Genomic DNA, 25,833 nt, shown 5'->3' with positions numbered 1-25,833 from the left:
ACTATTTAAAGCTAATTAAGTATTTAGTATATTTTATTTGCTCATAAGTGAAGGTTTCGTCCTCTTCTACCAATTTCGGGCGCTTTGATCCTTCGGTTTTTACTTTCTTTTGTACGCCTACCGTAAACTTCTCTTCATCGGCATCTTTCAGTATACCGGCCAGCTTCCGTCCGTCTCCGGTCAGCACTTCCACCTCTTGTCCGATGTGGATATAATACTGTTGCAGAACTTTAAAGGGTTGTCCGATCCCAGCCGACCCTACTTCCAGTTCATAATCTTCCTCTTCGCGGTTCAGTTTCGACTCTATGAAGCGGCTAAGCTCCACGCAATCTTCAATCCAAACACCTTCTGCATGGTCTATTTCAACCACAATCTTGTCATCCGGGCTCACGGTTACCTCTACTAAAAAGTAGTCTTTTCCTTCCAGCCACTCTTCTACAATCTGACAAACAGTTTTCTTTTCTATCATTTATTAGCTATATAAGAACAAAAAAAGGAGCTTAATTGCCCCTCCACCTTTCATCCGTTTTCGGTTGCAAAGATATAAATAATCTGTTCGACTACAAAACATTAAAGAAAAAAAGTATGAATTAACAGTGCTATATTCGTATCTTTACGCCGTAATTCAAAAAATAACGACTATGGCACATCGTCTCAACACAAATAAACAGTTTATGGTAGGTAACGGAATTCTTGCTTTTGCCGTCATTTTTGTCGTGGTTATTTTTGTCTATATGAGCATGCGGCTACAACGGGAAAAGCAGGAAGAACGTCATTTCATCGAAAGCTATACGATCAGTCTGGTAAAAGGTTTTGCCGGAGATTCTATCTCTTTATTTGTCAACGACAGTCTGATCTCCAACAAAACCATGTCGGAAGAACCTTACACTGTAGAAATAGGACGTTTTGCCGAACAGAGCGCCTTGTTGATTGTAGATAATAACACAGAATTAGTGTCTACGTTTGATCTTAGTGAAAAAGGAGGAACTTATCAGTTCGAAAAAGAATCAGACGGGATTAAACAATTAGCCAAGTAATAAAGGTATTAACTAAGTCTGTGCCACCATATTGGCACAACCATGCCATCGCATTGTCACGACTGTGCCAGCGTGTTGACACAAGTGTGCCAACACGATAGCACTATCCTGGCAATAAAGTATTCTAAATCTCCGTACGATACTTTCTCAATTCCCCCCGCAAAGCCAATGCTTTTCCTTCTGTAAATTGATTGAGCAATACCCAAAATCGTTCGCTATGATTCATCTCGCGCGTATGACATAATTCGTGCAGCAACACGTAGTCTATCAAATGAGAAGGTAACAGAACCAGGTAATAGGACAAATTAATATCCTTTCGAGCCGAGCAACTGCCCCATCTGCCCTGACTGGAGTTTATTTTCACACTCGAATAAGGAAGTCCGCATTGCTTGGACAAGGAAGCCAAACGTGAAGGAAGGATACTTTTCGCATTCCGCCTCAACGATTCTTCAATCACCTTATGCAACCAGCTTTGCAGTTTCTCGTCCGTAAAATCCGCATGAGGCGGACAAACAATTTCCATAACCCCCAACCGGGAATTAGCCAGAAACTGATCCTTTTCACCGGACACCAAGGACAACTTAAAGTGTTCCGCATCAATTTTATAGTCCAAATCAATCAATGGCCGGGCTAATTTTTGACGGGAGGCCAGAAGTTTACCACGCAGATTCTCGATTGCCTGCTTCACTTCTTTCAATGTAGTGCCGGGAGGAACTGAAACATAAACAGCATCACTCTTTGTACGAAACACAAGACTCCTCGCACGTGAATTGACACGCACTATCAGACGTCCTAATTCGTCATCTTCTACGATCTTATCCATTATAATCCTCCTATCAACAGCCACAAAAGTAATAAAAAAGAAGATTCCAATGAAAAACTTCGCGGAAGATGCAACTTTATATCAGTTTCTTCCGTCTAACTGTCATATCAATCATAGAAAAACATAATTATGAAAACAAGTTTATTGCTCGTATTAGTCACCGGATTGTCTCTAGTACTTACTGCCGGCTCTTGCTTGCAGGGAAAACACGTAGTAGGCAGCAAAAACTACATCTCCCAAGAAGTAAAAGCCGATCATTTCAATGAAATCAAACTATTGGGAAGTGCCAATATCAGTTATCACCAAGACACACGCAGTCACGTGGAGATACATGGTTCCGACAACATTATACCACTTGTAGAAACGTATGTAGACGGTAATACATTAATGATAAAATTCAAGAAGAATGTCAGTATATGGAAAGGAAAACTGGAAATAAAAGTTTTTGCTCCGGAACTGAATAAGCTGTCAATCAACGGATCGGGAAATATAAAATTAATCAATGGAATACAAACCTCTAAAGATATCGAGTTCCATATAAATGGTTCGGGGAACATTCAGGGAGAAGGGCTTAATTGCCGAAGAATGGCTGTTTCAATTAACGGATCGGGAGATGTTAGACTGCAACAAATAGAGAGCCAGGAATGTCAGGCAGGAATTTCAGGTTCGGGTAATATTAATCTTAAAGGTAAAGCCATTCAAGCAAAATATGCTATTGCCGGATCGGGAAACATTCAGGCTGCAGATTTAGAAGCAGAGAATACGGATGCAAGTATCAGTGGATCCGGAAACATCAGTTGTTATGCAAGTCAAAAACTGGTTGCCCGCGTGAAAGGAAGTGGCGATATTGCCTATAAAGGCAATCCACAAGAAGTGGATGCTCCACGGAAAAACATACGGCAGATCAAATAAAGACAATTTGAACAAATACAGTCTAAAAGCATAAAAGGGCTACTGCATCGCGCGGTAGCCCATTTATTTAGTTAGTTTTAATCTAAAAATTTGAGAGAATTGAAAACTTCACAGTTTCGCCTTCGTTGTTGTTTTAATTAAGCACACTAACTATATTATATGTTTAAAGCAAATGAAAATGTCTATTCGTTTATAACTTGCACCTTGTGGTTAACCCTCGCCAAACTATCGGCTAGAACCTGTTCCGCTTTCACATCATTTGAAATAGCGACCGATGGTGCTGTTACTTGTTTACCAATGGTATCCGTTGCCAATACACTTCCGTCATCTCCGGAGAAAGAATGTTGTGCCACATTCCCCAAAGAAAGGATGATTGCAATCACGGCAGCGGCTTTGAACAGAGGAATAAAACGACCGGTCAGTGTCAAGCGTTTCGCTTTTACGACCGTAGGCTCCACCTCTGCCAGAATACGTGTATCAAAGTCTTCGCCCAGTCCTACTTCCTGCTGAACCTGTTGATAAACAAACAGGTTTTTATAGCGAAGCAAATGAGCAGGAACTTCCTCCTTTGCGAAGAAGTCGCGCAATGTTGCTTCCTCCTCAACGGAAGTTTCGCATTGCCAGTATCGCTCCAGGAGCTGTTCTATATCCTTATAATCCATATTCGTCAATTTCTAAATACCTTTGTTTTACTTTTTGTCTGGCTCTGAAGAGGTTCACTTTAACTTGTTCCTCTGTCAGATTCAGCAACCCTGCAATTTTCTTATAGCTTTCACCTTCAATGTCCCTCAGTTGCATGATAAGCCGCTGTTTTTCGGGAAGTTCGTTTACCAGTCTATTAATAATGTTCATTCTTTCATCATGAATCATCTGGTCATACGGACTGTTTGCATCAGGTTCTTCCTCCATCTCGGGGGTGAGTTCCACGTTTTGAGCTTCTTTCTTTTGACTTCTATCTATCGCCAGATTCTTTGCCACTGTCAGGCAATAGGCTTCGACCGATTCAAATTGAGACCACTCATCACGCTTATTCCACACTCTTATCATGGTGTCCTGAACGACATCCTCGGCTTCGGCCCTATCCAGGGTGATTCTGAGAGCCAATCGAAAAAGTTTATCCTTCAACGGCAAAATATCGTTTCGGAAGCTGATTTCTTGCATCTCTATAATAATGACGGGCTAGGATATGAAAAGTTACAGTCGCCCACTACTTTTTTTTGAATTATTTTTTTATTCTTGTTCCACCAGAGTTATTAATCGCTGATGCTAAGGTGATTACCACTTCAGATACTCCTGCATTTATTGCTTCAAAAGAATTCTCCAACTTGGGAATCATACCTCCCTGAATAACGCCATCAGCTACATATTGTTCAAATTCGGCACGGGTGATTTGGGGAATCACACTGTCGTCATCATTCTCGTCACGCAACACGCCTTTCTTCTCAAAACAATATACCAATGTCACATCAAACAGGGCCGACAACGCTTTCGCCGTTTCTCCGGCAATGGTATCTGCATTCGTGTTCAGCATATTGCCGTGTCCGTCATGCGTCAATGGAGCCATTACCGGAACCACTCCCTTATGTATCAAATCGGATAACAAAGTAGCGTCCACCTTTTCCACGTCACCTACAAAACCGTAGTCTACCTCTTTCACCGGGCGTTTCACCGAACGAATCACGTTCATATCCGCCCCGGTTAATCCGAGTGCATTGACTCCGCGTGCCTGCAGACCTGCCACAATATTTTTATTCACTAATCCGCCGTATACCATCGTTACGACCTTCAAAGTTTCAGCATCGGTAATCCGACGACCATTTACCATTTTGCTTTCAATACCCAGTTGTGCGGCAATCTTTGTAGCCGAACGGCCGCCGCCGTGAACCAAAACTTTATGTCCGGCGATAGCGGCAAAGTCATTTAACAACTGACGAAGGGTGGCTTCCTCTTCTACGATTTTGCCACCCACCTTAATTACTGTTAGTTTTTCTCTCATTTCTTGATTTCTAATAAGTTCACCGAATGGAGAATCCGGCTCCGGCACCTTGCCGGTTATTCCAAATAAGTATATCCGTAAAGCCCTGAACGATAGTTGGAAAGGAATTCTTTTCCTTCTTCCAAAGAGATCTTTCCTTCTTTCACCGACTTCGTCACCCAGGTTTCGAGTGTACGTACCAGCTTCTTCGGATTGTACTGTACATAGTCCAACACCTCCGCTACCGTTTCTCCATCAATAATCTGTTCGATATTATATCCTTTCTCGTTCACCGAAACATGCACGGCATTCGTATCACCGAACAAATTATGCATATCTCCCAAAATCTCCTGATAAGCACCGACCAGGAACACAGCCACATAGTAAGGTTCCGTTTTCTTCAGTGTATGCACAGGCAGATAATGAGCCACGTTACGGGTAGAAATAAAATTAGCAATCTTACCGTCCGAGTCACAAGTAATATCCTGCAAAGTAGCCGAACGTTCCGGTTTCTCATCCAATCGCTGGATAGGCATGATCGGGAATATCTGGTCAATCGCCCAAGAGTCGGGAAGCGACTGGAAGAGCGAGAAATTACAGAAATATTTATCGGCAAGCAACTTAGACAGTCCGCGGAATTCATCAGGCGCATGCTTCAAACCGCCGGCAATCTGATTAATCTCACGTGTAATAGACCAATACAGACGCTCGATTTGTGCACGGGTTTTCAGATCTACGATTCCATGACTGAACAAGTCCAGCGCTTCCTCTCTGATCTGCTGCGCATCGTGCCATGCTTCCAACATCTTATTCTGATTCAGCGAATCCCAGATTCCATATAACTCCTGCACCAATTCGTGTGCATCCGGAGCTATCTCTTCCTCATCATCCCATTCGGGCAATGTAGCGGTTTCAAGTACCTCAAAGATAAGAACAGAATGATGTGCCGTCAATGCGCGTCCACTCTCCGTTATGATATTCGGGTGTGGGATACCATTTTTATCGCTCACGTCCACCAAAGTAGAAATAGAGTCGTTTACATATTCCTGGATGGAATAATTCACGCTGCCTTCGCTATTGGACGAACGGGTTCCGTCATAATCCACTCCGAGTCCACCGCCAATATCTACAAATTCCACATTGAATCCCATCGAATGCAACTGCACGTAGAACTGTGAAGCCTCACGCAAAGCCGTTTTGATACGACGTATCTTTGTCACCTGACTGCCGATATGGAAATGAATCAATTTCAAACAATCCTTCATCCCTTTGCTCTCCAGGAAGTCGAGCGCTTCGAGAAGTTCACTGGAAGTCAAGCCGAATTTGCTGGCATCACCTCCAGACTCTTCCCACTTTCCGCTACCGGAGGAAGCGAGTTTGATACGTATACCGATGTTAGGCTGCACATTCAGCTGTTTTGCCATCTTTGCAATCAGCTTCAGTTCGTTCATCTTCTCCACAACGAGGAAAATGCGTTTACCCATTTTCTGGGCAAGCAAAGCCAGTTCGATGTAACTTTCGTCTTTATATCCGTTGCAGACAATCAATGAGTCAGAATCCGTATTGACCGCAATCACTGCATGGAGTTCCGGTTTGGAACCGGCTTCCAGTCCGAGATTGAACTTCTTTCCGTGGCTGATAATCTCTTCCACCACCGGGCGCATTTGGTTGACCTTAATCGGATAAATTATAAAGTTCTCGGCTTTATAACCATACTCTTCGGCCGCTTGTTTAAAGCAGGAAGACATCTTTTCAATACGGTTGTCCAAAATATCCGGAAAACGTATCAACATGGGAGAAGCCACATCACGCAATTGCAACTCATCGACCAGTTCTTTCAGATCGACAGTCACTCCGTCTCTACGAGGTGTAACAACTACATGACCTTTGTCATTAATACCAAAGTACGAGGTACCCCAACCTGTGATGTTGTAGAGTTCCTCAGAATCTTCAATACGCCACTTTCTCATTTTCTGTTATTCAGTGTTTTTAGTAAATAATTGGACGGCAAAAATACGGATTAATCTACATGTTGGCAATTAATTAGACATTAAATCTTTCAAACGGTCCATATAACCACTATTTCCGTTACGGGCGTCATAGCGACGTGCCAGCTCTTCTGCCTGTTGATAGAAATAATTGCGAAGTTCGTTTACCTGATAAATTCCATCCGGACGATAAAGCGGGAACTCTTCCGGCAAAGACAACGAGACTTCCGGACGGGTTTCATATTTCAGAGCCTCTACCATATCACAGGAGAAACGATAACTCTTCAGCGTATTAGTACGCAAACTCCAACCGATACAGCGTTCGGCATATTCCCAAGCTCTTTCCGGCTTCGTCATCATATAATAGGCAATAAACAATCCCAGATAGAGCAAAAGATATTCATCCTTCTCTCTTCCCACCAATGCTTCTTCGGCACGTGCACACATATCGGCGGCAATCTCCGGTTTACCTGCTTTCTGCGCATAATAAGCAAGCTTCAAATAGGCCCGCAAATTGGCTTCATAACAAGTGACCTGCTTATTAATCAACGGTTGCGCGCGGCTGTAAGCCTCATCAAACTGTCCCGTTTCCAGATAATAATCCAGCATAAAGTTCAATTCACAAGCCTCACACGACTGATCGTCTATCTTCTCATTCAACATTTTATCAATGTATTCTTTCGCCTTGTCATACTGCCGCATCCAGACACATTCCACAGACCAGCGGTGATAATAACTCCGCAAAGAATATCCGTTCCGGAGGATACGGGTTTTATAATCCTCCCCAATTGCCTGTACCTGCTCCATCGGGATCTCCGGAAGATCGAACGTACAAGCCCATATCCACTTATATTTCCACAACAAGTCATCTTCCTTAATCACATCCTTGTGGTTCTCGTAATCATCCAGAATTTTAGAGAACACGGTAATCTCTTCAGCATCCGCCGAAAGAAGATTCAGTTCATAAATAAGATCCAGTCTCAACCCCGTAGCCCATTCCACATCTTCGTTCTCATCGGCGATGCGGATAGCTTCTTTCAATAGATTGGCTTTTTCGCGGGGATGCAGGTTGTTATTCTGTGTCTGCAACAGCAATTTTTGTATTTCAAGTGTGTATCTCATACTCTTTTTTAATTCAGGAAATTTATAAAATCATTCATTTTCGAAGTCATCAATTCACTTAGCGAATGGTTGAAAAGCTCCATTTCTTCGCTGTTTACCGGATATTTACCTTGCAGAAGCGATTGTACATACAATATATGCACCACATGCTGAAACAGTTTATTGTCTCCTTGTATTTGCAATAAGGTCTGCACCATTTCATTATCCGCATTGAAAGTGAGTGTCGGCGGAATCTGCTTTGTAGTATTCACAGCTCCCAGTACAGCCGCCAACGGATTATTAGCACTTTTAGCAGCATTCTCCTTTTCCTCCGCCACAAAAATAACCGGAATATCCACCGGAGTAAAATGCTTCAGACGACAGATACAGCCAAACCGCTTCAACAACTCGTTCGCTTTCACCTCAAAAGCCTGAAACTCCTGGTTCGCCTCCACTTCACCAAACTGCTCCAGCAACCGTGAAGGAGATATTTCATCCAAAGTAAGTTCCGGATTCAGGCGGACATACTTTTTCAATAACGTTTCATCAAACGTATAAGCAGCATTCACGACCAGCCAACCCTGTGCTCCGGCTATACGCCGCACTTGCCGGAAATCCTCCAGATTCTTGGTATAACATATCACATTGCTTGCCGAACGAATACTTCCAAAACTACGCAAACCCTTATTGGTTTCAAAAGGAAGATAATCCATAAACAAACGAAGCAATTCATTATCCTCCGAAGCAATCGCCTTGATATGAAAGTGATGAACATCCAGAATCCGGTTGAACATGGCACGGTCATTCTGCACCAATCCCCGCAGATAATCCTTGATAGCCACCCCGATCTCTTTCCGGGCATCTTTCAGTTGGTCATTACTCACCAAAGACTCCCGGGAAGCGGTAGACAGCAACCCGTCCGCATTCACCAGACAACGGATAAAGAAAGCCCACGACGGCAACAGATTACAATCATCCTCACTCAACAGCATACGTTTGAGATAGACCTTATGAGAGTTGCGCACTGAAAATTGTGTACGGAAAGGCAGGACATAAAGCACCCCTTCCACCTTGCCGCTTTCAGTATAGATCCGGAAAGCATCGAGAGCAGACGACTGAAACACTTTCGCCCCATAATCCAGCAACTCCTTACGAGTCGCCTTCGGGTCAAGCCATACAGGCGAAGGCGTATTTACCAACTCCTCTTCCCCCTGATAATGCAGATAGATAGGATACGGCAGCATTTCTCCGTAACCGACCAGTATCTTCTTAAATGTTTCATATTCAAAAAGATGCATCCAATCTCCTTTCGGGTGCAATACTACCTGCGACCCGATGGGCCGTTCTTCGTCTGATAAAGTCAGCTGATACGTCCCATCCACTTTTCCACACCAGCAAACAGGCTGTCCGCCCATTGCAGAACGACTCTCTACGGTGATTTCATTGGTCACCACAAAACAAGATAACAATCCGATACCGAACCTTCCGATAAAATCGTCCGCATCGGGAGTATCCCGCTTTGAGCTCTCCCCGATAACAGTCAGAAAGCGATAAACTTCCTCCTCTTTCAATCCGATACCATTATCCCGAAATACCACTGTCTTGTCCTCATTCAGAAAGACATCGATGCGACCTTTATAATTCTCGTCAATATTGCGTAGTGCCGTGATGGCATCTACGCAATTCTGCAACAGTTCGCGAACAAAAGTATTCGGGTTACTATAAATGTGCTCTGATAACAGGGCAATCATACCTTTAAGATTGACCTGAAACAGATTATTCCCTTCTTTTTCCATGTTCCTCTTTTACTTCCTCCTCCTTCCGGTGATTTTAAGAGCTTTCTCATTGCCATTCTCTGCGGCCTTTTCGAACCACTCCATTGCAATTTCATCGTTTTCTTCGACGCCATTTCCTGTCAGATAGGCATTTCCAAGTTCAAATTGTGCTTTATCGTTGTTTTTCTCAGCAGCTTTCAGCAACCATTGCACCGCAGTTTCCGGATCAGGGTTACAACCTTCGCCATACATCATCATCTTACCCAGATAATAAATTGCAGCGACATTCTCATTCCCCGCCGCATCCGTGAACCAGCGATAGGCCTCGGCATAATTCTGTTTCACACCTACTCCGTTATAATAGCAAAGTCCGGTACGATACATACTTGTCGTATTTCCATTATCCGCAGCCAGTGTATAATATTTAAAGGCTTCCGTTTCATTCTCTTCCACTCCGATACCCATTTCATAACAGATCCCCAGTCCTTCACTATACCATTCATATTCGGCAGCTTTCTTGAAATAAGCAAAAGCCTTTTCCGACTCATTCAGGCTATCATAGTCATACAGATAATACTCACCCACACGCAGCATAGCCATCGGAATCTCATTAGCCACTGCCTTTTCATACCATTCCACTGCCGTTTTATTATCTTCCAGACAGGGACCGCAACCGAAGAAATAATAATCTCCCATCTTAAACTGAGCATAGCCATAGTCCTGTTCGGCAGCCTTCATCATATATTCCACTGCCTTCTGTGGATTCTCTTCCACGCCATTACCATTCTCATAAGCCATCCCCAGTTCCGTCAGACAACGGGCTTCATTCTTTTCCGCCCCTTTACTAAACCATTCGAGTGCCTTATCCCAGTTTTCTTCCGTTCCGATACCTTCTCTATAGCAACGCCCCAGAGCAAAGATCGCATCATTATCGTCCGCTTCAGCTGCCTTTGTATACCAAGTAAAAGCCTCTTCCGGTTTCACTTCACCAAGAACACCCTTTTCCATATAAAGACCTACACGGAACATTGCATAAGGATAACCCTGTTCGGCAGCCTTGCTAATCAGTTCAAATGACTTTTCATAATTCTTCTCCACTCCATCGCCATTCTCATATAAGAATGCCAGTTCCACAAGGGCAAAGCAAGCACCCAGTTCGGCCGCTTTTTCATAATATTCCCTTGATTTTACAGGGTCCTTCACACCGCTATATCCATTAGCCAGATAAAGAGCCACACGGCAATACCCATCGGCATTATTCAGTGAAGCCGCTTTTTCATAAAACTCTAAAGCCTTCACATAATCCGGTTCTTCAGACAAGAAGCCACGTTCATACATCCAGCCCAAACGATAAGCAGCACTTCCCGAACCCAACTCAATGGCTTTCTCCAGCAACTCTTTCGCGCGATTCATGTCTTCCGGCACCAAATCACCGTTGAAATAAATATTGGCCAGTCCTTCGATACCTTGTATATAATCATCCTCCACGCAACGGTTCAGACACATCAGTCCACGTTCCACGTTCTTATATTCATCATTATACAGGTAGATCAATGCCAGTTCATACGCACTGTAGGGTTCACAATAAAGCATGCCCTTTTCCAGCCATTCAATCGCCTTAGGCATATCCAGCCATTCCTCCTCCTGATAGTTATATCCCAGGAAATTGGCGGCAGACCACACACCGGCATGCCAAGCCTTTTCCCAAAGTTCAAAGCTCAGTTCTTTCGGTTTATTCAGTTCCGGGTAACGGAAATAAAGCGTAGCCAGATTTTTAAGACTATAAAGATTGGGAACTATTTCCAGGGCTTTTTCGTAATAAGCAGCTTCCTCTGCCACGTTACCTTCCGCCCTGTCGAGCGCATCCCCCAACGCTGCATATACATGAGCACGCAAACGTTCTCCTTCAGGCAGTTCGGCAAGCAGTTCATTCCGTATCTGTAATGCCTTTGCTTTATCCCCTGTAAATTCTTCGGCAAAAGCACGATAATGCTTTCCCCATAAAATAGCTTCGGGAGAAGTGAGAGCTGCAAAACGCCGTTCACCCTCTTCTTTATCTTGTTCGCAATAGAATCCCATGTATCGCCAATAGGCAACAGTTGCTTCCGCTTCAGCCCAACCCATATCGGCGGCCTTCTCGTAGTATGGAAACAAATAACTCATGTCCCGCTTTCCATAACGGGCTTCGGAATATTGTGCACCCTTCTGCGCCCATCCCGCACCGCTAAACTCTGCCACACGGTCGCATACCTGCATCACCTTTTCCCACCAGAATTCATATTCTTCCGCGTTGAGTTCCACCTCTACGTTACAGTCAAAAGCACTGAATATCAGTTCAAAAAAATCTTCTGTTAATTTCTCGTCTTCTTTTGTGTCCAAAGCATATTCACATACAGCCAATGCTTCCCACCAGTTTTCCGCACTTAACAATGAAGCCGGTGTATACTGCGGAAACCATACCCTTGCAGGCTGTCCGGATGCTTTAATTTTAGCGGATAACTCCCCAAATTTCTCTTTTAAAGTTTTCATGATATAGAACTTTACCTTAATTTTGTGTTACTAGTCAATAAAAAATCTCATAACGAGTGCAAGGTACAAATATTGACCGAATGCACAAACAAGAGTCTCAAAAAAAACGAAGTTCCAACAAAAAGAGAACATTACAACTACCTGATTTCTGAATACAGCAAAATTCCTCCCAATAATCATTCATTATCAGGCACAAATTACACACATTTCACAGCTTTCCAAATGACGATTACACAAAATATAACGACTGTTACTTCTACAATCCCAAAAGTTGTCGCAAACATTGCACCGATGTTTCAATCTGCCAACGATCTTCCAATTCGTCTGCATTAAAGATATATTGTGCCTGATGATAAAAAGGAGCACGCTTCTCGAGTGCCTGAACAATGAACGCTTTCAGTTCTTCATCCTCTTTACCCTGAAGAATAGGACGTTGTTGTTTAGCCACACGCAAGCGCCTGAACAACACATCCGGATGCACCTTCAGAAAAACAGTCTTTCCGGTCCGGTTCATAAAATCCATATTATCATAAAAACAAGGCGCTCCACCCCCCGTCGAAATTACCACATTCTCAAACTCGGCTACTTCATGGAGCATATTTCTCTCCAGCTCCCTGAATCCTGTTTCGCCTCGTTCAATGAATAATTCTCCAACGGTTTTGTGAAAACGCTCTTCAATATACCAGTCCAGATCGATGAACGGTATATTCATATATCGGGCAAAAGCCTTACCCAACGTCGTTTTTCCGGCACCCATATAGCCGGTAAGGAAGATACGAACCATAAATGATTAATTTTGCTCACAAAATTAATCATTTAATGAAGAATGAAGAATGAAGAATAAAGAATTTTAGCCATTATGCCATCCAATTCTTCATTATTCATTCTTCATTCCCGATTTATTTAAAGATTCTCACCCGTTCTTCAAGCGGCTGGAATTCTTTTTCACCCGGTTTGCCGACAGGAAGTCCGAACGGCATTTCCGCAATCAGATGCCAATGTTCCGGCAAATCCCATGCACGGCGCACTTCTTCATCAATCAACGGGTTATAGTGTTGCAGCGACGCTCCGAAACCTACATCTTCGAGCATCACCCAGATAGCTAACTGGTGCATGGCAGAAGTCTGCAATGACCATCCCGGGAAATTCTCCTGATAAGACGGGAAAGCCTCCTGAAGTCCTTTCACCACTTTTTGATCCTCAAAGAACAGTACAGTTCCATAACCACAGGCAAAGGAATGATCTATCTTCTCTTCTGTCTTGACAAACGCTTCAGCCGGTACAATCTTCTTTAATGCGTCCTTCACAATCTGCCACAATTTCTTATGCGATTCTCCCAATAGAAGTACCACACGGGTAGATTGCGAATTGAATGCCGACGGCACATGGCGCACGGTCATATTAACGATACATTCGATCTCCTGATCGGATATAGGTGACTGATTAGTAATTGAATAGTAAGTTCGACGTTGTTTCAAAGCTTCACTAAAAGATCTTTCCATCATAGTTCCTTTCTTATTTTATATTCTTAAAACTCTCTTTTTTTTATAACAAGTAGCCCCCCTAACTTGTTCAGTTAGAGAATATATTTGTACCTTCGCAGCGTCAATTCATTGACTATCTAAAATTATCGTCAGAAAAAATGGCTAAACAGAAATTTTATGTAGTATGGGAAGGCGTCACCCCCGGAGTTTATACTTCCTGGACAGACTGCCAGCTTCAAATCAAAGGATATGAAGCTGCCAAATACAAATCATTTGACACGCGCGAAGAAGCGGAACGCGCGTTGACAATGTCTCCCTATGCTTATATCGGCAAGAATGCAAAGGCTAAATCAGGAGGTCCCAAACCTTCTTCGGATACTTTACCTTCTTGTGTGATCGACAATAGCCTGGCTGTCGATGCAGCCTGTAGCGGTAATCCGGGACCGATGGAATATCGCGGCGTACACATTGCCAGCCGTCAGGAGATTTTTCATTTCGGCCCGATGAAAGGCACGAATAATATCGGTGAGTTTCTAGCCATCGTACACGGTTTGGCGTTGCTGAAAAAGAAAGGTTTCGATATGCCCATTTACAGTGACAGCGCGAATGCCATCAGCTGGGTGCGACAGAAAAAGTGCAAGACCAAACTCCCCCGAACCCCGGAAACAGAAGAACTCTTTCTGTTGATTGAACGGGCAGAAAAATGGTTGCAGGGAAACACCTATACCACCCGTATTCTGAAATGGGAAACGAAAGAATGGGGAGAAATTCCGGCCGACTTCGGCAGAAAATAAAAGAACATAAATTTCAATATAAGATAAAGATGAAAACATTGACTTCAAACAAAGCTTTCTGGCTGTTACTAGTCATTTGCGTAGTTACTATCCTGCCTTTCCTCGGTTTATCGGAGTACCACACCAAAGGGGAGCCTCGCGAATCTATTGTCTCCTACTCCATGCTGGATAGCGGAAACTGGATTTTACCCAGAAACAACGGAGGAGAAATGGCTTACAAACCGCCTTTCTTCCACTGGAGCATAGCCGCTGTTTCGGCAGCAGTGAATGGAGGGCAAGTCACAGAAATGACCTCCCGCTTGCCGTCTGCCATCGCCCTGATCGCCATGACCCTCTGCGGCTTTCTGTTCTTTGCCAAAAGAAAAGGAGTGGAACTGGCGTTGTTGGCCGCCTTTATTACCCTGACTAATTTTGAGCTGCACCGGGCCGGAGCAAACTGCCGGGTGGATATGGTATTGACAGCGCTCACCGTTGGCGCTCTGTATTGTCTCTACAAATGGTATGAGAAGGGACTCAAAGGTATTCCCTGGCTGGCCATTCTCCTGATGAGCTGCGGCACACTGACTAAAGGACCGGTAGGTACTATCATTCCATGTTTAGTGGTAGGCATCTTCTTGTTACTCCGGGGTGTCAACTTCTTCAAAGCATTCTTGTTACTTTCCGCCTGGGCCATTCTTTCACTCATCCTGCCTTTCTGCTGGTATGTCGCTGCTTACCAACAAGGTGGAGAAGAGTTCCTGGCATTAGTTATGGAAGAAAACTTCGGTCGTATGACTAATACCATGAGTTACAATTCATGCGTGAACCCCTGGCATTATAATTTTGTGACCCTATTTGCCGGATACGTTCCCTGGACACTGTTAGTCGTGCTCTCCCTGTTCAGCCTGACTTACCATAAATTCAGCATCCAACCGGCAGCCTGGTGGAAACGCTTCACCACATGGATAAAGAATATGGACCCGGTGGATTTATTCTCTTTCACCAGTATCGTTGTAATCTTCGTCTTCTACTGTATTCCGCAGAGCAAACGTAGTGTATATCTGATGCCGATCTATCCTTTCATTGCTTATTTCCTTGCCAAATATCTATTCTATCTGGTCAAGAAGCAATCTAAAGTCATCAAGGTATACGGAAGTATTCTTGCAGTAATCAGCCTGCTACTGTTCACCTGCTTCATCGTATTAAAATGCGGACTCATCCCTGAAACTATTTTCCAGGGTCGTCACGCGCAGGACAATATTAATTTCATGCGTGCAATACAGAATATCAGCGGAGCAGGAGCCTTATTCCTGATTGCCATTCCTACCATTCTCGGTATCTACTGGTGGTTCTATCAACGGAAAAATGCATTGAACAACCGCTTCCTATACGCTCTCGTTGTGCTTACAATGGGATTATACCTTGCATTGGACGGTGCTTATCAGCCGGCAGCATTAAATTCGAAGTCGGTCAAATTCATTGCTACAGAAATAGAAAAGGTTGCGCCGGAAAGCGAAGGAACGATGTACGAATTCATTGAAGAAAGTCTGCATGCAGCAGGTGACCCCGTACATTATTTCGAACTCAATTTCTATCTGCACAATCGTCTCGACAACTTCTATGAGAAACGTCCTTCGGAAGGTTTCTTGTTAATCGGCACGAATGATGCAGAGAAATATCTTCCCGAATTCGAGAAAGAAGGGTATCAGTTTGAGGAGGTATATGAATCCCCTAAACGAGTACTCCGGCAAATAGCCAAGATATACAAGTTCGTTAAAAACCAACAGCCTGAAAATAACGAAACGACTCCTATTGTTGAGTAAAAGGTATAGAATTAAGCGTTTTTCCATGCTTCACAAGGAACTCCGCCGATTGGAGCATGGAAAAACTATATTCTTTCAAAGGAAAAAAGCTATCATCCATTGGAACAGCATTCAATTTGCCGTTACCGATATGATAAGTAAGTTCCTGCTGAGTCTCGTAATTATAAAGATAGAGTAACGTGTCATTGCGTCCCACCACCATATTGTCAGCAGTATAGAACATACAGGGACGTTCTTCCTTCAGCAAGTCCACTCCAAAATTATTCTGTAAATAATCAATATTCAACAACCCTAATATCGTTGGCTGTATATCTACCTGACCGCCAAATGCTGTTTTCTCTTCCGGCTGAATACGGCTGGAGTAAATCATCAGTGGAATATGATTATAAGATTCCGGTAGTTCACATTCGGCGTCTCCCACCAGTTTGCCATGATCTCCTTCCAATACGAATATCGTATTATCAAACCAGGGTTGTTTACGCGCCTCTTCAAAGAACTGACGCAAAGCCCAATCCGCATACTCAACGATCTGCATCTCCGGTTCACTTGTTTTCGGATGGAAGAAAGGAGGTATCACATACGGCGGATGATTACTGATGGACAGTAAAGTAGCAAAAAACGGTTGTCCGGTGGCAGCCCGCTGATTCAATACCGGAATTGCATAGTCATACAAGAAATCATCCTGCACTCCAAAGCTATTCACAACCTTATCAGCCGGATAGTCTTCTTGTGAAAACACTTCATCATAGCCGTTCGTCCGAAAGAAAGCGTTCATATTATCATACTGCCCTTCATGCGTCATAAAGAAAAGGTTGTAATAGCCGTTTTCTTTCAGTACGGTAGGCAGTCCCGAATAGCGGGGAATGACAGAGCCTTTCATCAGGTTCCGTTTCATCATAGCCGGAAAAGAATACAAGGTGGCATACAAACCATGGTTCGTATGGATTCCTGCCGAATAGAAATTGCGGAAACTAATAGAACGGGTATACAGGCTATCCAGGAAAGGAGTCAAAGTCTCCGATTGCCCGAAATGCTTCATAAACTTGGCGGACATAGACTCCATCATAATCAAGACGACATTAGGACGGCGTTGTTGCACGCTATCCGCTTTTGCAGCATGCCTGTAAACAGCCAACGGGGAAACATTCGCATCTCCCGGACGGTTGAGCAGAGCTTGCGCCTTGGTGATGGCTTCCTGCTCATCCATCAGATGCAAGTATTTATTTTCAGGCCTCATATCATCCATCACACTCGTCAGCAGGTTAAAAGTAGGACTTACTCCCAGTTGATTGAGAAAAGCATCCTGACAGAAATATGCCGCACTTACTTTGATCGGGTTATAGCCTGTACGCCCCCGGATTCCAAAGATGCAGAGTCCGATTAAGCAAGCACCGATCAGAACCGCCCCTCCTCGCTTCCAATAAGGAAACGGAGCGGAAATGGTAAGGCTACGATGATGGAAATAACGTGCCAGATAGATAAGCCAAACTACGAATCCGGCCAGAAAGAGAAGGAATAATCCGATGGACAGATAATAGGCACTTTCCCCCAATATCATTCCGGCGGTAGTTCCCGCATAACCGAACCATTCGAATATGGAAGAGTTGATATGTTTAAAGAAATAGGCAAAATAAGGAATGTCTGACGCACTGATTAAATAAACCAATCCATAAAAGACACTGAAAAAGATCGTAAAGAAACGGAACAACGCTTTCCCATAATAGTTGCAAACTCCACATACCACCGCAACTACCAGAGGCAACAGAAGTATGTAACAGCCTATCACATTGTCAAACCAGACACCATGCACAAAAGCAAGCATCGGAAGTGTCTTATCCGACAAGGCTTCAGAGGTCAACTGATGATAAGATGAGATAAAAAGTACCAGGCGAAACAGTCCTGCGATCAGTAAAGCCGAAACATGTATGGTAAGTATATATACAATAAGATTTAGAAAACGTTTCATAATAGCCTTTTCTTTTTATGAATTAAATGAAAGGGATTGAATAGTGTTATTTCCTCCCTTTATAGATATAAACGAAATGAAGAATCAGGAAATTGATAGGCACCACGATAATCATTACCAGTATCGGTGCAAGCAGTTCACCCGCCCCTATCCAGAGGAAGAGATTCAGTAAGCCGATCTCAAGCAGGTAATTAATCAGATGACTAAAACCAAAGCCGATCGCATTATGCGAGGATGGTTTGGAACGAAAGGTGAAGAAAGTAGTCAGGAAGTAGTTGCAGACAAATCCTACAGCATAACCAGCCGTAAAGGAGATATTGGCATTCGCAACCAACAAGACCAGGCAATATACGCCGTAATGAATGGCTGAAGATATAGTGCCGACAACTCCAAAACGAACAAATTGCCAGAACTTATCCCGCCAATCCGGGTGCTTCTCAAGTATAGCCTTACTTATTCTGATCATCGTACAACACTTCTTCCACATTATAGAGCGGACGACGTTTTACCTCTTTATAAATCTTGCCAATATACAGTCCGACAGCTCCTATGGATAATAAAACAACCCCGCCAACAAACCAGATAGACAACATCAAAGAGGCCCAGCCATGTTCCGCAGTACCCGAAATCAATGCGTAAAGAACATAGATTCCAATCAAAATACTGATAAAAACAAAGATACCTCCCAGATAAACAATTCCGTAAATGGGCTTTACCGAGAAAGAGGTTATCCCGTCCAAAGCCAGACTGAACATCTTTCTCACTGTATATTTGGAAGTTCCGGCTGTCCGTTCCCGAATCACATCATCTACCGTAGTAGAAGGGAAACCCAGCAACGGGATAATACCACGCAGATAGACATTGCGTTCCTGATAATGAGACAACTGTTCCAGCACTCTCCGGCTTAGAAAACGAAAATCCGCATGATTGTAGATAGTCTCCACTCCCATCCGGTGCTGTAATTTATAAAAGGCTGTTGCAGAAAGACGTTTCAATACGGGGTCTGCCTGACGAGATACTTTCACTCCATATACAACATCATATCCTTGCGTATAAGCATCGATCATCTCCTCAATCGCATTCAGATCATCCTGCAAATCGGCATCAATGGTAATAACGGCATCACTCCAGTCTTTAGCGGTCATCATACCGGCCATGATCGCATACTGATGTCCCACGTTCCGTGCCAGATTCATTCCTTTTATATAAGGATTCGTCCCGTGCAATTTCTTAATGATGCTCCATGTACGATCTTTGCTGCCATCATTCACAAAGAGCACAAAGCTGTCGGCACTGATTTTTTCTTTCGCCACCAACTCATCAAACAAGGCTGTCAAACGGGCGGCCGAATCTTCCAACACTTCCTCCTCATTATAGCAGGGGGATACAATAGCCAATTTTATCATTTTTCGTCCGGTTTATTTAGTTCAGCCAGTTTTATCTGTGCAAATTCCGAGTAAGTCATAAAAGCATATCCTTTTTCTTTCAGTTTGCGGATAAGCATATCCAGACGTTCCTCCATTCCTTTACCGGAATGATTGCGGATAATAAAAGGCATCTTAAATTCAGGATGTTCACCCAACGGGTAGAATTCCCACGGGTGGAAATAAGTCACAAAATATCCGTCATGCTTCAATACCCGGTTTACCAGGAGTTGATACAGCCACATCGGCAGATTATGACAAGACAACCAGAATAGCGGGAAGCGAATCCACGGAGTTACAGAAGCCGGGATTTGAAGTAACTTACCTGTCATAAAGCAGGTACGGGGCTCCGACAAATGCATATATCTTCCGGGGATAAATGCGGGATTCAATGAGGAGTTATATACATACCCCATCCGTTCAAGTTCCGTATCTGATACGGGGAACATACGCGGCTGGCGATAACCTTGTATCGTCCTGCCGGTAAGACGTTCCAGAATTTCTTTTGAACGACTGACATCCGAAGCCTGTGGCTGCCAATGGTCACATCCATGCGCAGCAACTTCATGTCCTTCGTCCATAATGCGCCGCATCACTTCCGGCGCATTTTCTGCAAAATTGCTTGTACAAAAGAAAGTAGCTTTCACCCCGTTGTTTTTCAGGCAGTCCAGTATCCGATTTGTACCATAGACTGACACTTTCATTGCTTCATCCAACGGAAAGTCTACACCATGCTCGCGAGGTACATCAAATTCTTCTGTATCAAAACTTAATAATATCATTGCAATATCAAGAATTACAACTGCTGCATATCATGCAGACGTTTATAGTAACCGTTTAACTCAATGAGTTCTTCATGCTTACCACGTTCCACAATCTCACCCTCATACAGTACACAGATTTCATCTGCATTTTTAATAGTAGAAAGACGGTGGGCAATAGCAATCGTCGTACGTGTTTTCATCAAACGTTCCAACGCTTCCTGTACAAGACGTTCTGATTCGGTATCCAAAGCAGAAGTAGCCTCATCAAGAATCAGAATCGGAGGATTCTTCAAAATAGCACGCGCAATACTGATACGCTGACGCTGACCACCGGACAATTTTCCGCCACGGTCACCGATATTCATATTATATCCTTCCGGTTTCTCCATAATGAAATCATGCGCATTGGCAATCTTCGCCGCCTCTATAACTTGTTCCATTGTCGCATTCTCCACGCCAAAAGCAATGTTATTGAAGAATGTATCATTAAACAGAATAGCCTCCTGGTTTACATTACCAATCAAACTGCGCAAATCCGCAATACGTACATCACGAATACTTGTTCCGTCAATGGTAATATCACCTTCCTGTACATCGTGATAACGCGGCAACAAATCGACTAATGTAGATTTACCGGATCCCGATTGCCCAACCAGTGCGATTGTTTTTCCTTTGGGAACTGTCAGGTTTACATGCTTCAACACCTCTCTTTTACCATCATAGCTGAAAGAGATATCTTTAAATTCGATTCTATCATTCAAACCTTTCAACGGTTTCGGATTCGGAATTTCCTTAATCTTATTCTCTGCCTTCAGGATTTTGTCCACACGTTCCATGGAAGCCAACCCTTTCGGAATGTTGTATCCCGCTTTAGCAAAGTCTTTCAATGGATTGATTACACTATATAAGATAACCATATAGAAGATGAATGTAGGAGCATCGATGGTTGCATTCTTTCCTAAAATCAATGTACCTCCAAACCACAATACAGCTACAATCAGAATCGTTCCTAAGAACTCACTCATCGGATGAGCCATAGCCTGACGTATAGCAACCTTGTTTGTCGCATCCCGGAGCTCGTTGCTACATTTGGTGAAGCGGTTAATCATTTTATCTTCCGCAATAAAAGCCTTGATGATGCGCAAGCCTCCCAGTGTTTCTTCTAATTGTGACATCGTATCACTCCACTTAGCCTGTGCTTCCAGTGATTGACGTTTCAGTTTTCTTCCGACGACTCCCATCAACCAACCCATTCCCGGTAATACAATGATAGTAAAAAGAGTCAACTGCCAACTAACCGTAACCAATGTCACAAAATATATAATAATCAGAATCGGGCTTTTCATCAACATATCCAATGAACTGGTAATGGAATTTTCCACTTCCCCCACATCACCACTCATACGAGCTATAATATCTCCCTTTCTTTCTTCCGAGAAGAAAGACATCGGCAGACGCATTACCTTAGCATACACCATAATACGAATATCACGTACCACTCCTGTACGTAATGGAATCATCACGGCTGAAGAAGCAAAGTAACAACCGGTTTTAAACAATGTCATCACCATCAGGAATAGTCCCAAGAAAATAAGAGCTACAGTGGGACCATTATCCACAATCATCTGAGAGATGTAATAATAGAAGTTATTCTTGGCAACATCTGCTAAATCGCCACTACCCCATTCCATAAAATGGTACACCTTATCTGCTCCTTCTGTTTTAAACAGAATACTCAAGATAGGAATCAAAAAAGTAAATGAGAACACATTGAATACAGCAGACAAAATATTCAGCAAAATAGCCCAGCCGATATACTTCTTATAAGGCGACACAAAACGTCGCATTAGTTGTAGAAATTCCTTCATTATTTACCATTAAAAAAGTTAAGACCGCAAAGATACAATAAAACAGATTAACAGGCAGCAGTTTCTATTAATTATTAACGCGATTTATCGAAAAGCCCTCTTCAATAAATGAAATATGACTTAATAATTCTCTTTCAGCCAAATACCCAAGAAACGATCATATATTTGACAAATACCCATTTCCTGAGTCACAAAATCCTTTTCCAGCAACCCTTTTAGTGCTGCCTGAACTGAACTAGCAGAAGCCAGTTTGTATTTTTTAATAAAAGTGCCGGAAGTGAGAGCTTTAGCCCTTCCTTCTTTAGTGATAGCAATTAGCAGTTCCTTTTGTTTCTCCGGCAAACGAAAAAGAATTTCCGAATAAGTATATCTGAATGAATCAATAATCTGCCGAATAGCCCCTGACACCATTCCCACTTTACAAACTCCGTACTCCGGGGTCATATCATAAAGTGTATTCAATACTTTTTGTATATACCATGTGATTCCTTCAAACTGTTGATAAACTGTGGTAACAGCACTTTCCTCTATTTCTTTGCCTGCACGTTTGAAATGCATACTTGCAAAACGAATATATTCTTCTAAAGGAATACTTTCCAAATGCATCATTGACACACTTTGATAAAAAGGTCTGGAAGGCGTCAAAAACATATTCCCCATCACATGTCGCTGGCTCCCGGCAAAAATGAAACGCGCATTATTACAATGCTGCACATAAGTCCGGAGAGTAGCCTCTACATTTTTCTCCACATATCCAGTAATCTGCTGAAATTCATCAATAGCAATCAAACAAGGCTTATCCGCTTGCTCTAAATACCGGAAGATTTCATCAAGCGTAGTAGCCGGAGCTTGTATATCTCCTAATCCCAGATTCAAAGAAGGCATACCATTCACATCAAAAGAGATACTAGCCTGCAAAGATTTTACACATTCCCAAAAGCCATGCAAAGCTTTCTTCCCCATAGGTTTCAGTACTTCCAAAATCTCCTTACTAAGTGCAAAGACCAAATCACGCAATGAACGGCTATCATATATATCAATAAAAAAGGTATAGTAACCCTGTTTAATTTCAGGAAACTGAAAGCAATGACGGATCAGCCCTGTTTTTCCCATTCGCCGGGTAGAGACAAGAGCCAAATTATTCCCATTCATCACCTCGCGCACCAACTGTTCGCTCTCAAAACGGCGATCGCAAAAATAATCAGCAGAGACATATCCGCTTGTTATAAAAGGATTTCTTATCATAGTCTTCATACATCTCACGTTATTACGCAAAGATAATTATTATAAAATAATAAAAGCCATCTACTATACATTATTTCATCATCATCCTTACTCTACAGGCATCACATGATAATAAACCCCACGTGTTTTCCTAAACGACTTTACTCTCAGCCTCTGCAATATACGTCCGAAATAATTAACTTGTCCGGCAGAGAATTTCATTTTACTTGCCTTTTGTATCCGCTGCAATATATCCGCAGCAAGCAACCATTCTCCCTCTTCTTCCTCTTCCGCTGCCCGGTAATATACCTGAAACAATTGTTCAATCGCCGGCGACTGTTCAAACTCCCGGTTAGCCTCCGTCATAATCGCCTCCTCTTTTTCATCAAACCAATAGCGCTCATTACTCCGCAATGCAGCCATTGCCTGTGCATATAACTGCTCATAATCAATAGGGCGGACCACATCTATCACTCCCGTCACCTCGACACCGATAAAACGGCGACTGCCGGAAGTATCCGTCAACAGATCCTTATGATTACTTGTGCCTATAAAAGAAGCGTACCGGCGGAGTTCCTCCACTGCCGAAGCATTCGGACGTCGCGTATTGACAACAGGCTTTTGCAGAATATGCTTGAGAAAAGACTGCTGACTGATGCCAATCTGATCGAACTCATCCATATTAATCAATAAAAAGCGATTCAAATACAGTTCAGCATCCCGTTTCCGACTGAAATCGATACTGTCCGTATAATATGCCTGTAAACATGGTGGTAAGATCAAGCGGCAAAATGTAGACTTACGATAAGCTTGCGGGCCTATCAATATAGGCGAAGTGCTATTCGCATGATTCTTACCCATCCCACGCCAATGTGCGACCATACTAAGAAACCAACGACGAAACAATTGAGTCCAATAAGGATGGTCACAAGGAACCCGTTTGGCTAAATTGCCAATATAATCCTTACCGTTCCAACGAGGAAGGTCATAAAGAAACTCTTCAATAGGTTGATAAACCGGTACATGATCCGAATTCAGGAAACGCACGACATCTTTATCCCAAAGTTTAAGCCCCTCATATTGTGCATTCATTGTAATGCTTGCCATCAACCGTTTATCCACCGGAAGAAAATAAAAATTAAAGCTATTCCGTTCGCGACATTCCACTTGTGACGTTAGTTGGTTGAAACGGAAATCATAACGCCGTTTCATAAACTCATCCATCTGCATGACAAATAATTGTTCCGGCAACAGGCTGCTCTTACTCGCAAATCCCTCTGAAGTCCGATATACATTCCGTACAGTCCCCCGAACCAATGTATCATCTTTTGGCAAACGATAATGCGCCCGACACCATCGCACCGTATCTTCTTCAGGAATACCGGCGCGAAAACAATACCCGGCCAGATTTATCAACAAAGACTGTTTATCACCTTCTTCCGGTTGATAACCATCCTCCTCATCCAGTGCACGTGCGAAGGCTGCTTCAAAAAGAACAGAAAGCGCATCACATCTTTCATACCCCGGTGCAAGCCGTTGCAATGGTGAAGTTTCCGTTTGCACCCGTTCACGATAAGTGGTTTCGCCCGGCATAGCCACAGGTTGTTTCATATAAATAGGCATCGCTTCGGGATTAAAATACAAATCCGGATCAAAAGTCCAGCGACAATATTGTTCCAATGAAGGTTCTTTCAGTTCGATATCAAAAGGAAGTTGGGGCTGATAGAATTTCACAGCCAACCGATAGGCGTGTGCATGAAAAAGCTCTGCCTGTTCACGGGTTTCCGGTAAAAGGTCATTGGGATAAGTAAAACGGACCCATATCTTCACTGACTTTCCGGAAGAACCGGTGAAAGCTAAATAAGTTTGCGGCAGCTCCCTCACCCGCTCTTTCACTTCATCCGCTTCCATATTCCCGGATAAGTTATTCACCTGAATCATCACAATTCCGTTGTATTCACTCATGGTCGTTATTCCGTCTTTGCGGAAAAAGGCCGCTGCAGGTATCACCTTCTGCACTTTCTGCACATAGTCATTTTTATCACCCGGAAGCATAAAAGGCAGGACTTCTCTCATTTTTGAAACAGACTGTGCTTTGGTTTCCACTTTCATTTGCTCTACGAGCTGTTCGATTCTTAACGTACGCATAGTGTTCACCTTGCCATCGTCTCTTACCAATGTTATTCTCATTGCTTAATTAATTTATTTGTCCTGCATGTGTTTGTAGGGCGATTATTACCACAGACAAATGTACGGTTAATATCCCGTATAAACAAATTTGACACCTCCCAAACGCACGTCCACTAGTAATGATTTGGGTTCTTCGTCAAATTTGGTGGTACTTCTTCTATTGTGAATAAATAATCT

At 43.1% G+C, this 25,833-nt stretch carries 22 protein-coding genes; 4 read left to right on the top strand and 18 right to left on the bottom strand.

Translation table 11 applies throughout. From position 1 onward, the window contains the following. Position 1: 1 nt before the first annotated feature. Complete coding sequence (rimP, locus tag DWZ47_RS15935; RefSeq protein WP_004298256.1) at positions 2 to 469, bottom strand: ribosome assembly cofactor RimP; 468 nt, start codon at positions 467 to 469, stop codon at positions 2 to 4. Between the two features lie 172 nt (positions 470 to 641). Here rimP and DWZ47_RS15930 point away from each other — a divergent pair, with 172 nt between their 5' ends. Continuing rightward, positions 642 to 1,037 (top strand): hypothetical protein, encoded by a 396-nt coding sequence (locus DWZ47_RS15930; RefSeq protein WP_004298257.1) that lies wholly within the window; start codon positions 642 to 644, stop codon positions 1,035 to 1,037. A gap of 124 nt (positions 1,038 to 1,161) precedes the next feature. Here the strand turns inward: DWZ47_RS15930 and DWZ47_RS15925 are convergent, their stop codons facing one another. Beyond that, positions 1,162 to 1,860, bottom strand: a complete 699-nt coding sequence (locus tag DWZ47_RS15925; protein WP_004298258.1) for a SprT family zinc-dependent metalloprotease — start codon at positions 1,858 to 1,860, stop codon at positions 1,162 to 1,164. A gap of 129 nt (positions 1,861 to 1,989) precedes the next feature. On the opposite strand from DWZ47_RS15925, the gene DWZ47_RS15920 reads away from it, so the two are divergent. After that, positions 1,990 to 2,772 carry a head GIN domain-containing protein gene (locus DWZ47_RS15920; RefSeq protein WP_004298259.1) on the top strand — a complete coding sequence of 261 codons (783 nt, stop codon included), beginning with the start codon at positions 1,990 to 1,992 and terminating at the stop codon, positions 2,770 to 2,772. A gap of 182 nt (positions 2,773 to 2,954) precedes the next feature. Here DWZ47_RS15920 and DWZ47_RS15915 read toward each other — a convergent pair whose 3' ends face one another. The 9 genes from DWZ47_RS15915 to DWZ47_RS15875 form a co-directional block, all read right to left on the bottom strand. Next, positions 2,955 to 3,434 carry a hypothetical protein gene (locus DWZ47_RS15915; RefSeq protein WP_004298260.1) on the bottom strand — a complete coding sequence of 160 codons (480 nt, stop codon included), beginning with the start codon at positions 3,432 to 3,434 and terminating at the stop codon, positions 2,955 to 2,957. Beyond that, the gene (locus DWZ47_RS15910) at positions 3,424 to 3,933 is read right to left on the bottom strand and encodes an RNA polymerase sigma factor (RefSeq protein ID WP_004298261.1); all 510 of its coding nucleotides are present in this window, start codon (positions 3,931 to 3,933) and stop codon (positions 3,424 to 3,426) included. Before DWZ47_RS15910 ends, DWZ47_RS15915 begins: the two co-directional genes overlap by 11 nt. Before the next feature lie 61 nt (positions 3,934 to 3,994). Then, on the bottom strand, positions 3,995 to 4,768 hold the full coding sequence (gene argB, locus DWZ47_RS15905; RefSeq protein ID WP_032852239.1) for an acetylglutamate kinase: 774 nt from the start codon (positions 4,766 to 4,768) through the stop codon (positions 3,995 to 3,997). 56 nt (positions 4,769 to 4,824) lie between these two features. Beyond that, a complete protein-coding gene (gene speA, locus DWZ47_RS15900) occupies positions 4,825 to 6,717 on the bottom strand; it encodes a biosynthetic arginine decarboxylase (RefSeq protein ID WP_004307404.1) in 1,893 nt (630 codons plus the stop codon). A 69-nt stretch (positions 6,718 to 6,786) separates the two neighbouring features. Next, on the bottom strand, positions 6,787 to 7,857 hold the full coding sequence (locus DWZ47_RS15895) for a hypothetical protein (protein WP_117513751.1): 1,071 nt from the start codon (positions 7,855 to 7,857) through the stop codon (positions 6,787 to 6,789). A gap of 8 nt (positions 7,858 to 7,865) precedes the next feature. Beyond that, positions 7,866 to 9,632 (bottom strand): HSP90 family protein, encoded by a 1,767-nt coding sequence (locus tag DWZ47_RS15890; protein ID WP_004309447.1) that lies wholly within the window; start codon positions 9,630 to 9,632, stop codon positions 7,866 to 7,868. 9 nt (positions 9,633 to 9,641) lie between these two features. Further along, positions 9,642 to 12,140 carry a tetratricopeptide repeat protein gene (locus DWZ47_RS15885; protein ID WP_117513749.1) on the bottom strand — a complete coding sequence of 833 codons (2,499 nt, stop codon included), beginning with the start codon at positions 12,138 to 12,140 and terminating at the stop codon, positions 9,642 to 9,644. 256 nt (positions 12,141 to 12,396) lie between these two features. Further along, positions 12,397 to 12,924, bottom strand: coding sequence for a shikimate kinase (locus DWZ47_RS15880; protein WP_117513747.1), 528 nt, complete (start codon positions 12,922 to 12,924; stop codon positions 12,397 to 12,399). A gap of 115 nt (positions 12,925 to 13,039) precedes the next feature. Beyond that, a complete protein-coding gene (locus tag DWZ47_RS15875; protein WP_032842880.1) occupies positions 13,040 to 13,642 on the bottom strand; it encodes a nitroreductase family protein in 603 nt (200 codons plus the stop codon). Between the two features lie 140 nt (positions 13,643 to 13,782). On the opposite strand from DWZ47_RS15875, the gene DWZ47_RS15870 reads away from it, so the two are divergent. Next, positions 13,783 to 14,418 (top strand): viroplasmin family protein, encoded by a 636-nt coding sequence (locus DWZ47_RS15870; RefSeq protein WP_004298269.1) that lies wholly within the window; start codon positions 13,783 to 13,785, stop codon positions 14,416 to 14,418. Positions 14,419 to 14,447: 29 nt separating this feature from the next. Beyond that, entirely contained in the window at positions 14,448 to 16,220 is a 1,773-nt protein-coding gene (locus DWZ47_RS15865) for an ArnT family glycosyltransferase (protein ID WP_004322482.1), read from the top strand. Here DWZ47_RS15865 and DWZ47_RS15860 read toward each other — a convergent pair. From DWZ47_RS15860 to DWZ47_RS15830, 7 genes are all read right to left on the bottom strand, one after another. Further along, positions 16,207 to 18,186 carry an LTA synthase family protein gene (locus DWZ47_RS15860; RefSeq protein ID WP_117513745.1) on the bottom strand — a complete coding sequence of 660 codons (1,980 nt, stop codon included), beginning with the start codon at positions 18,184 to 18,186 and terminating at the stop codon, positions 16,207 to 16,209. The two genes, DWZ47_RS15865 and DWZ47_RS15860, sit on opposite strands and share 14 nt — an antisense overlap. A gap of 46 nt (positions 18,187 to 18,232) precedes the next feature. Next, entirely contained in the window at positions 18,233 to 18,652 is a 420-nt protein-coding gene (locus DWZ47_RS15855; RefSeq protein WP_004298272.1) for a GtrA family protein, read from the bottom strand. After that, positions 18,636 to 19,592, bottom strand: a complete 957-nt coding sequence (locus tag DWZ47_RS15850) for a glycosyltransferase family 2 protein (protein WP_004309442.1) — start codon at positions 19,590 to 19,592, stop codon at positions 18,636 to 18,638. Before DWZ47_RS15850 ends, DWZ47_RS15855 begins: the two co-directional genes overlap by 17 nt. Beyond that, entirely contained in the window at positions 19,589 to 20,392 is an 804-nt protein-coding gene (locus DWZ47_RS15845; RefSeq protein ID WP_004307413.1) for a polysaccharide deacetylase family protein, read from the bottom strand. Before DWZ47_RS15845 ends, DWZ47_RS15850 begins: the two co-directional genes overlap by 4 nt. 14 nt (positions 20,393 to 20,406) lie before the next feature. Next, entirely contained in the window at positions 20,407 to 22,242 is a 1,836-nt protein-coding gene (locus DWZ47_RS15840) for an ABC transporter ATP-binding protein (RefSeq protein ID WP_004307414.1), read from the bottom strand. 120 nt (positions 22,243 to 22,362) lie between these two features. After that, complete coding sequence (locus tag DWZ47_RS15835; protein ID WP_004298276.1) at positions 22,363 to 23,496, bottom strand: AAA family ATPase; 1,134 nt, start codon at positions 23,494 to 23,496, stop codon at positions 22,363 to 22,365. Between the two features lie 78 nt (positions 23,497 to 23,574). After that, positions 23,575 to 25,656 (bottom strand): BT4734/BF3469 family protein, encoded by a 2,082-nt coding sequence (locus DWZ47_RS15830; protein ID WP_004309440.1) that lies wholly within the window; start codon positions 25,654 to 25,656, stop codon positions 23,575 to 23,577. Positions 25,657 to 25,833 lie beyond the last annotated feature (177 nt).

The organism is Bacteroides sp. AF32-8BH, from assembly GCF_003435205.1.
Classification (GTDB): domain Bacteria; phylum Bacteroidota; class Bacteroidia; order Bacteroidales; family Bacteroidaceae; genus Bacteroides; species Bacteroides ovatus.
The sequence above is the reverse complement of the archived record's forward strand: the minus strand, read 5'-3'. Positions and strand labels throughout refer to the sequence as shown.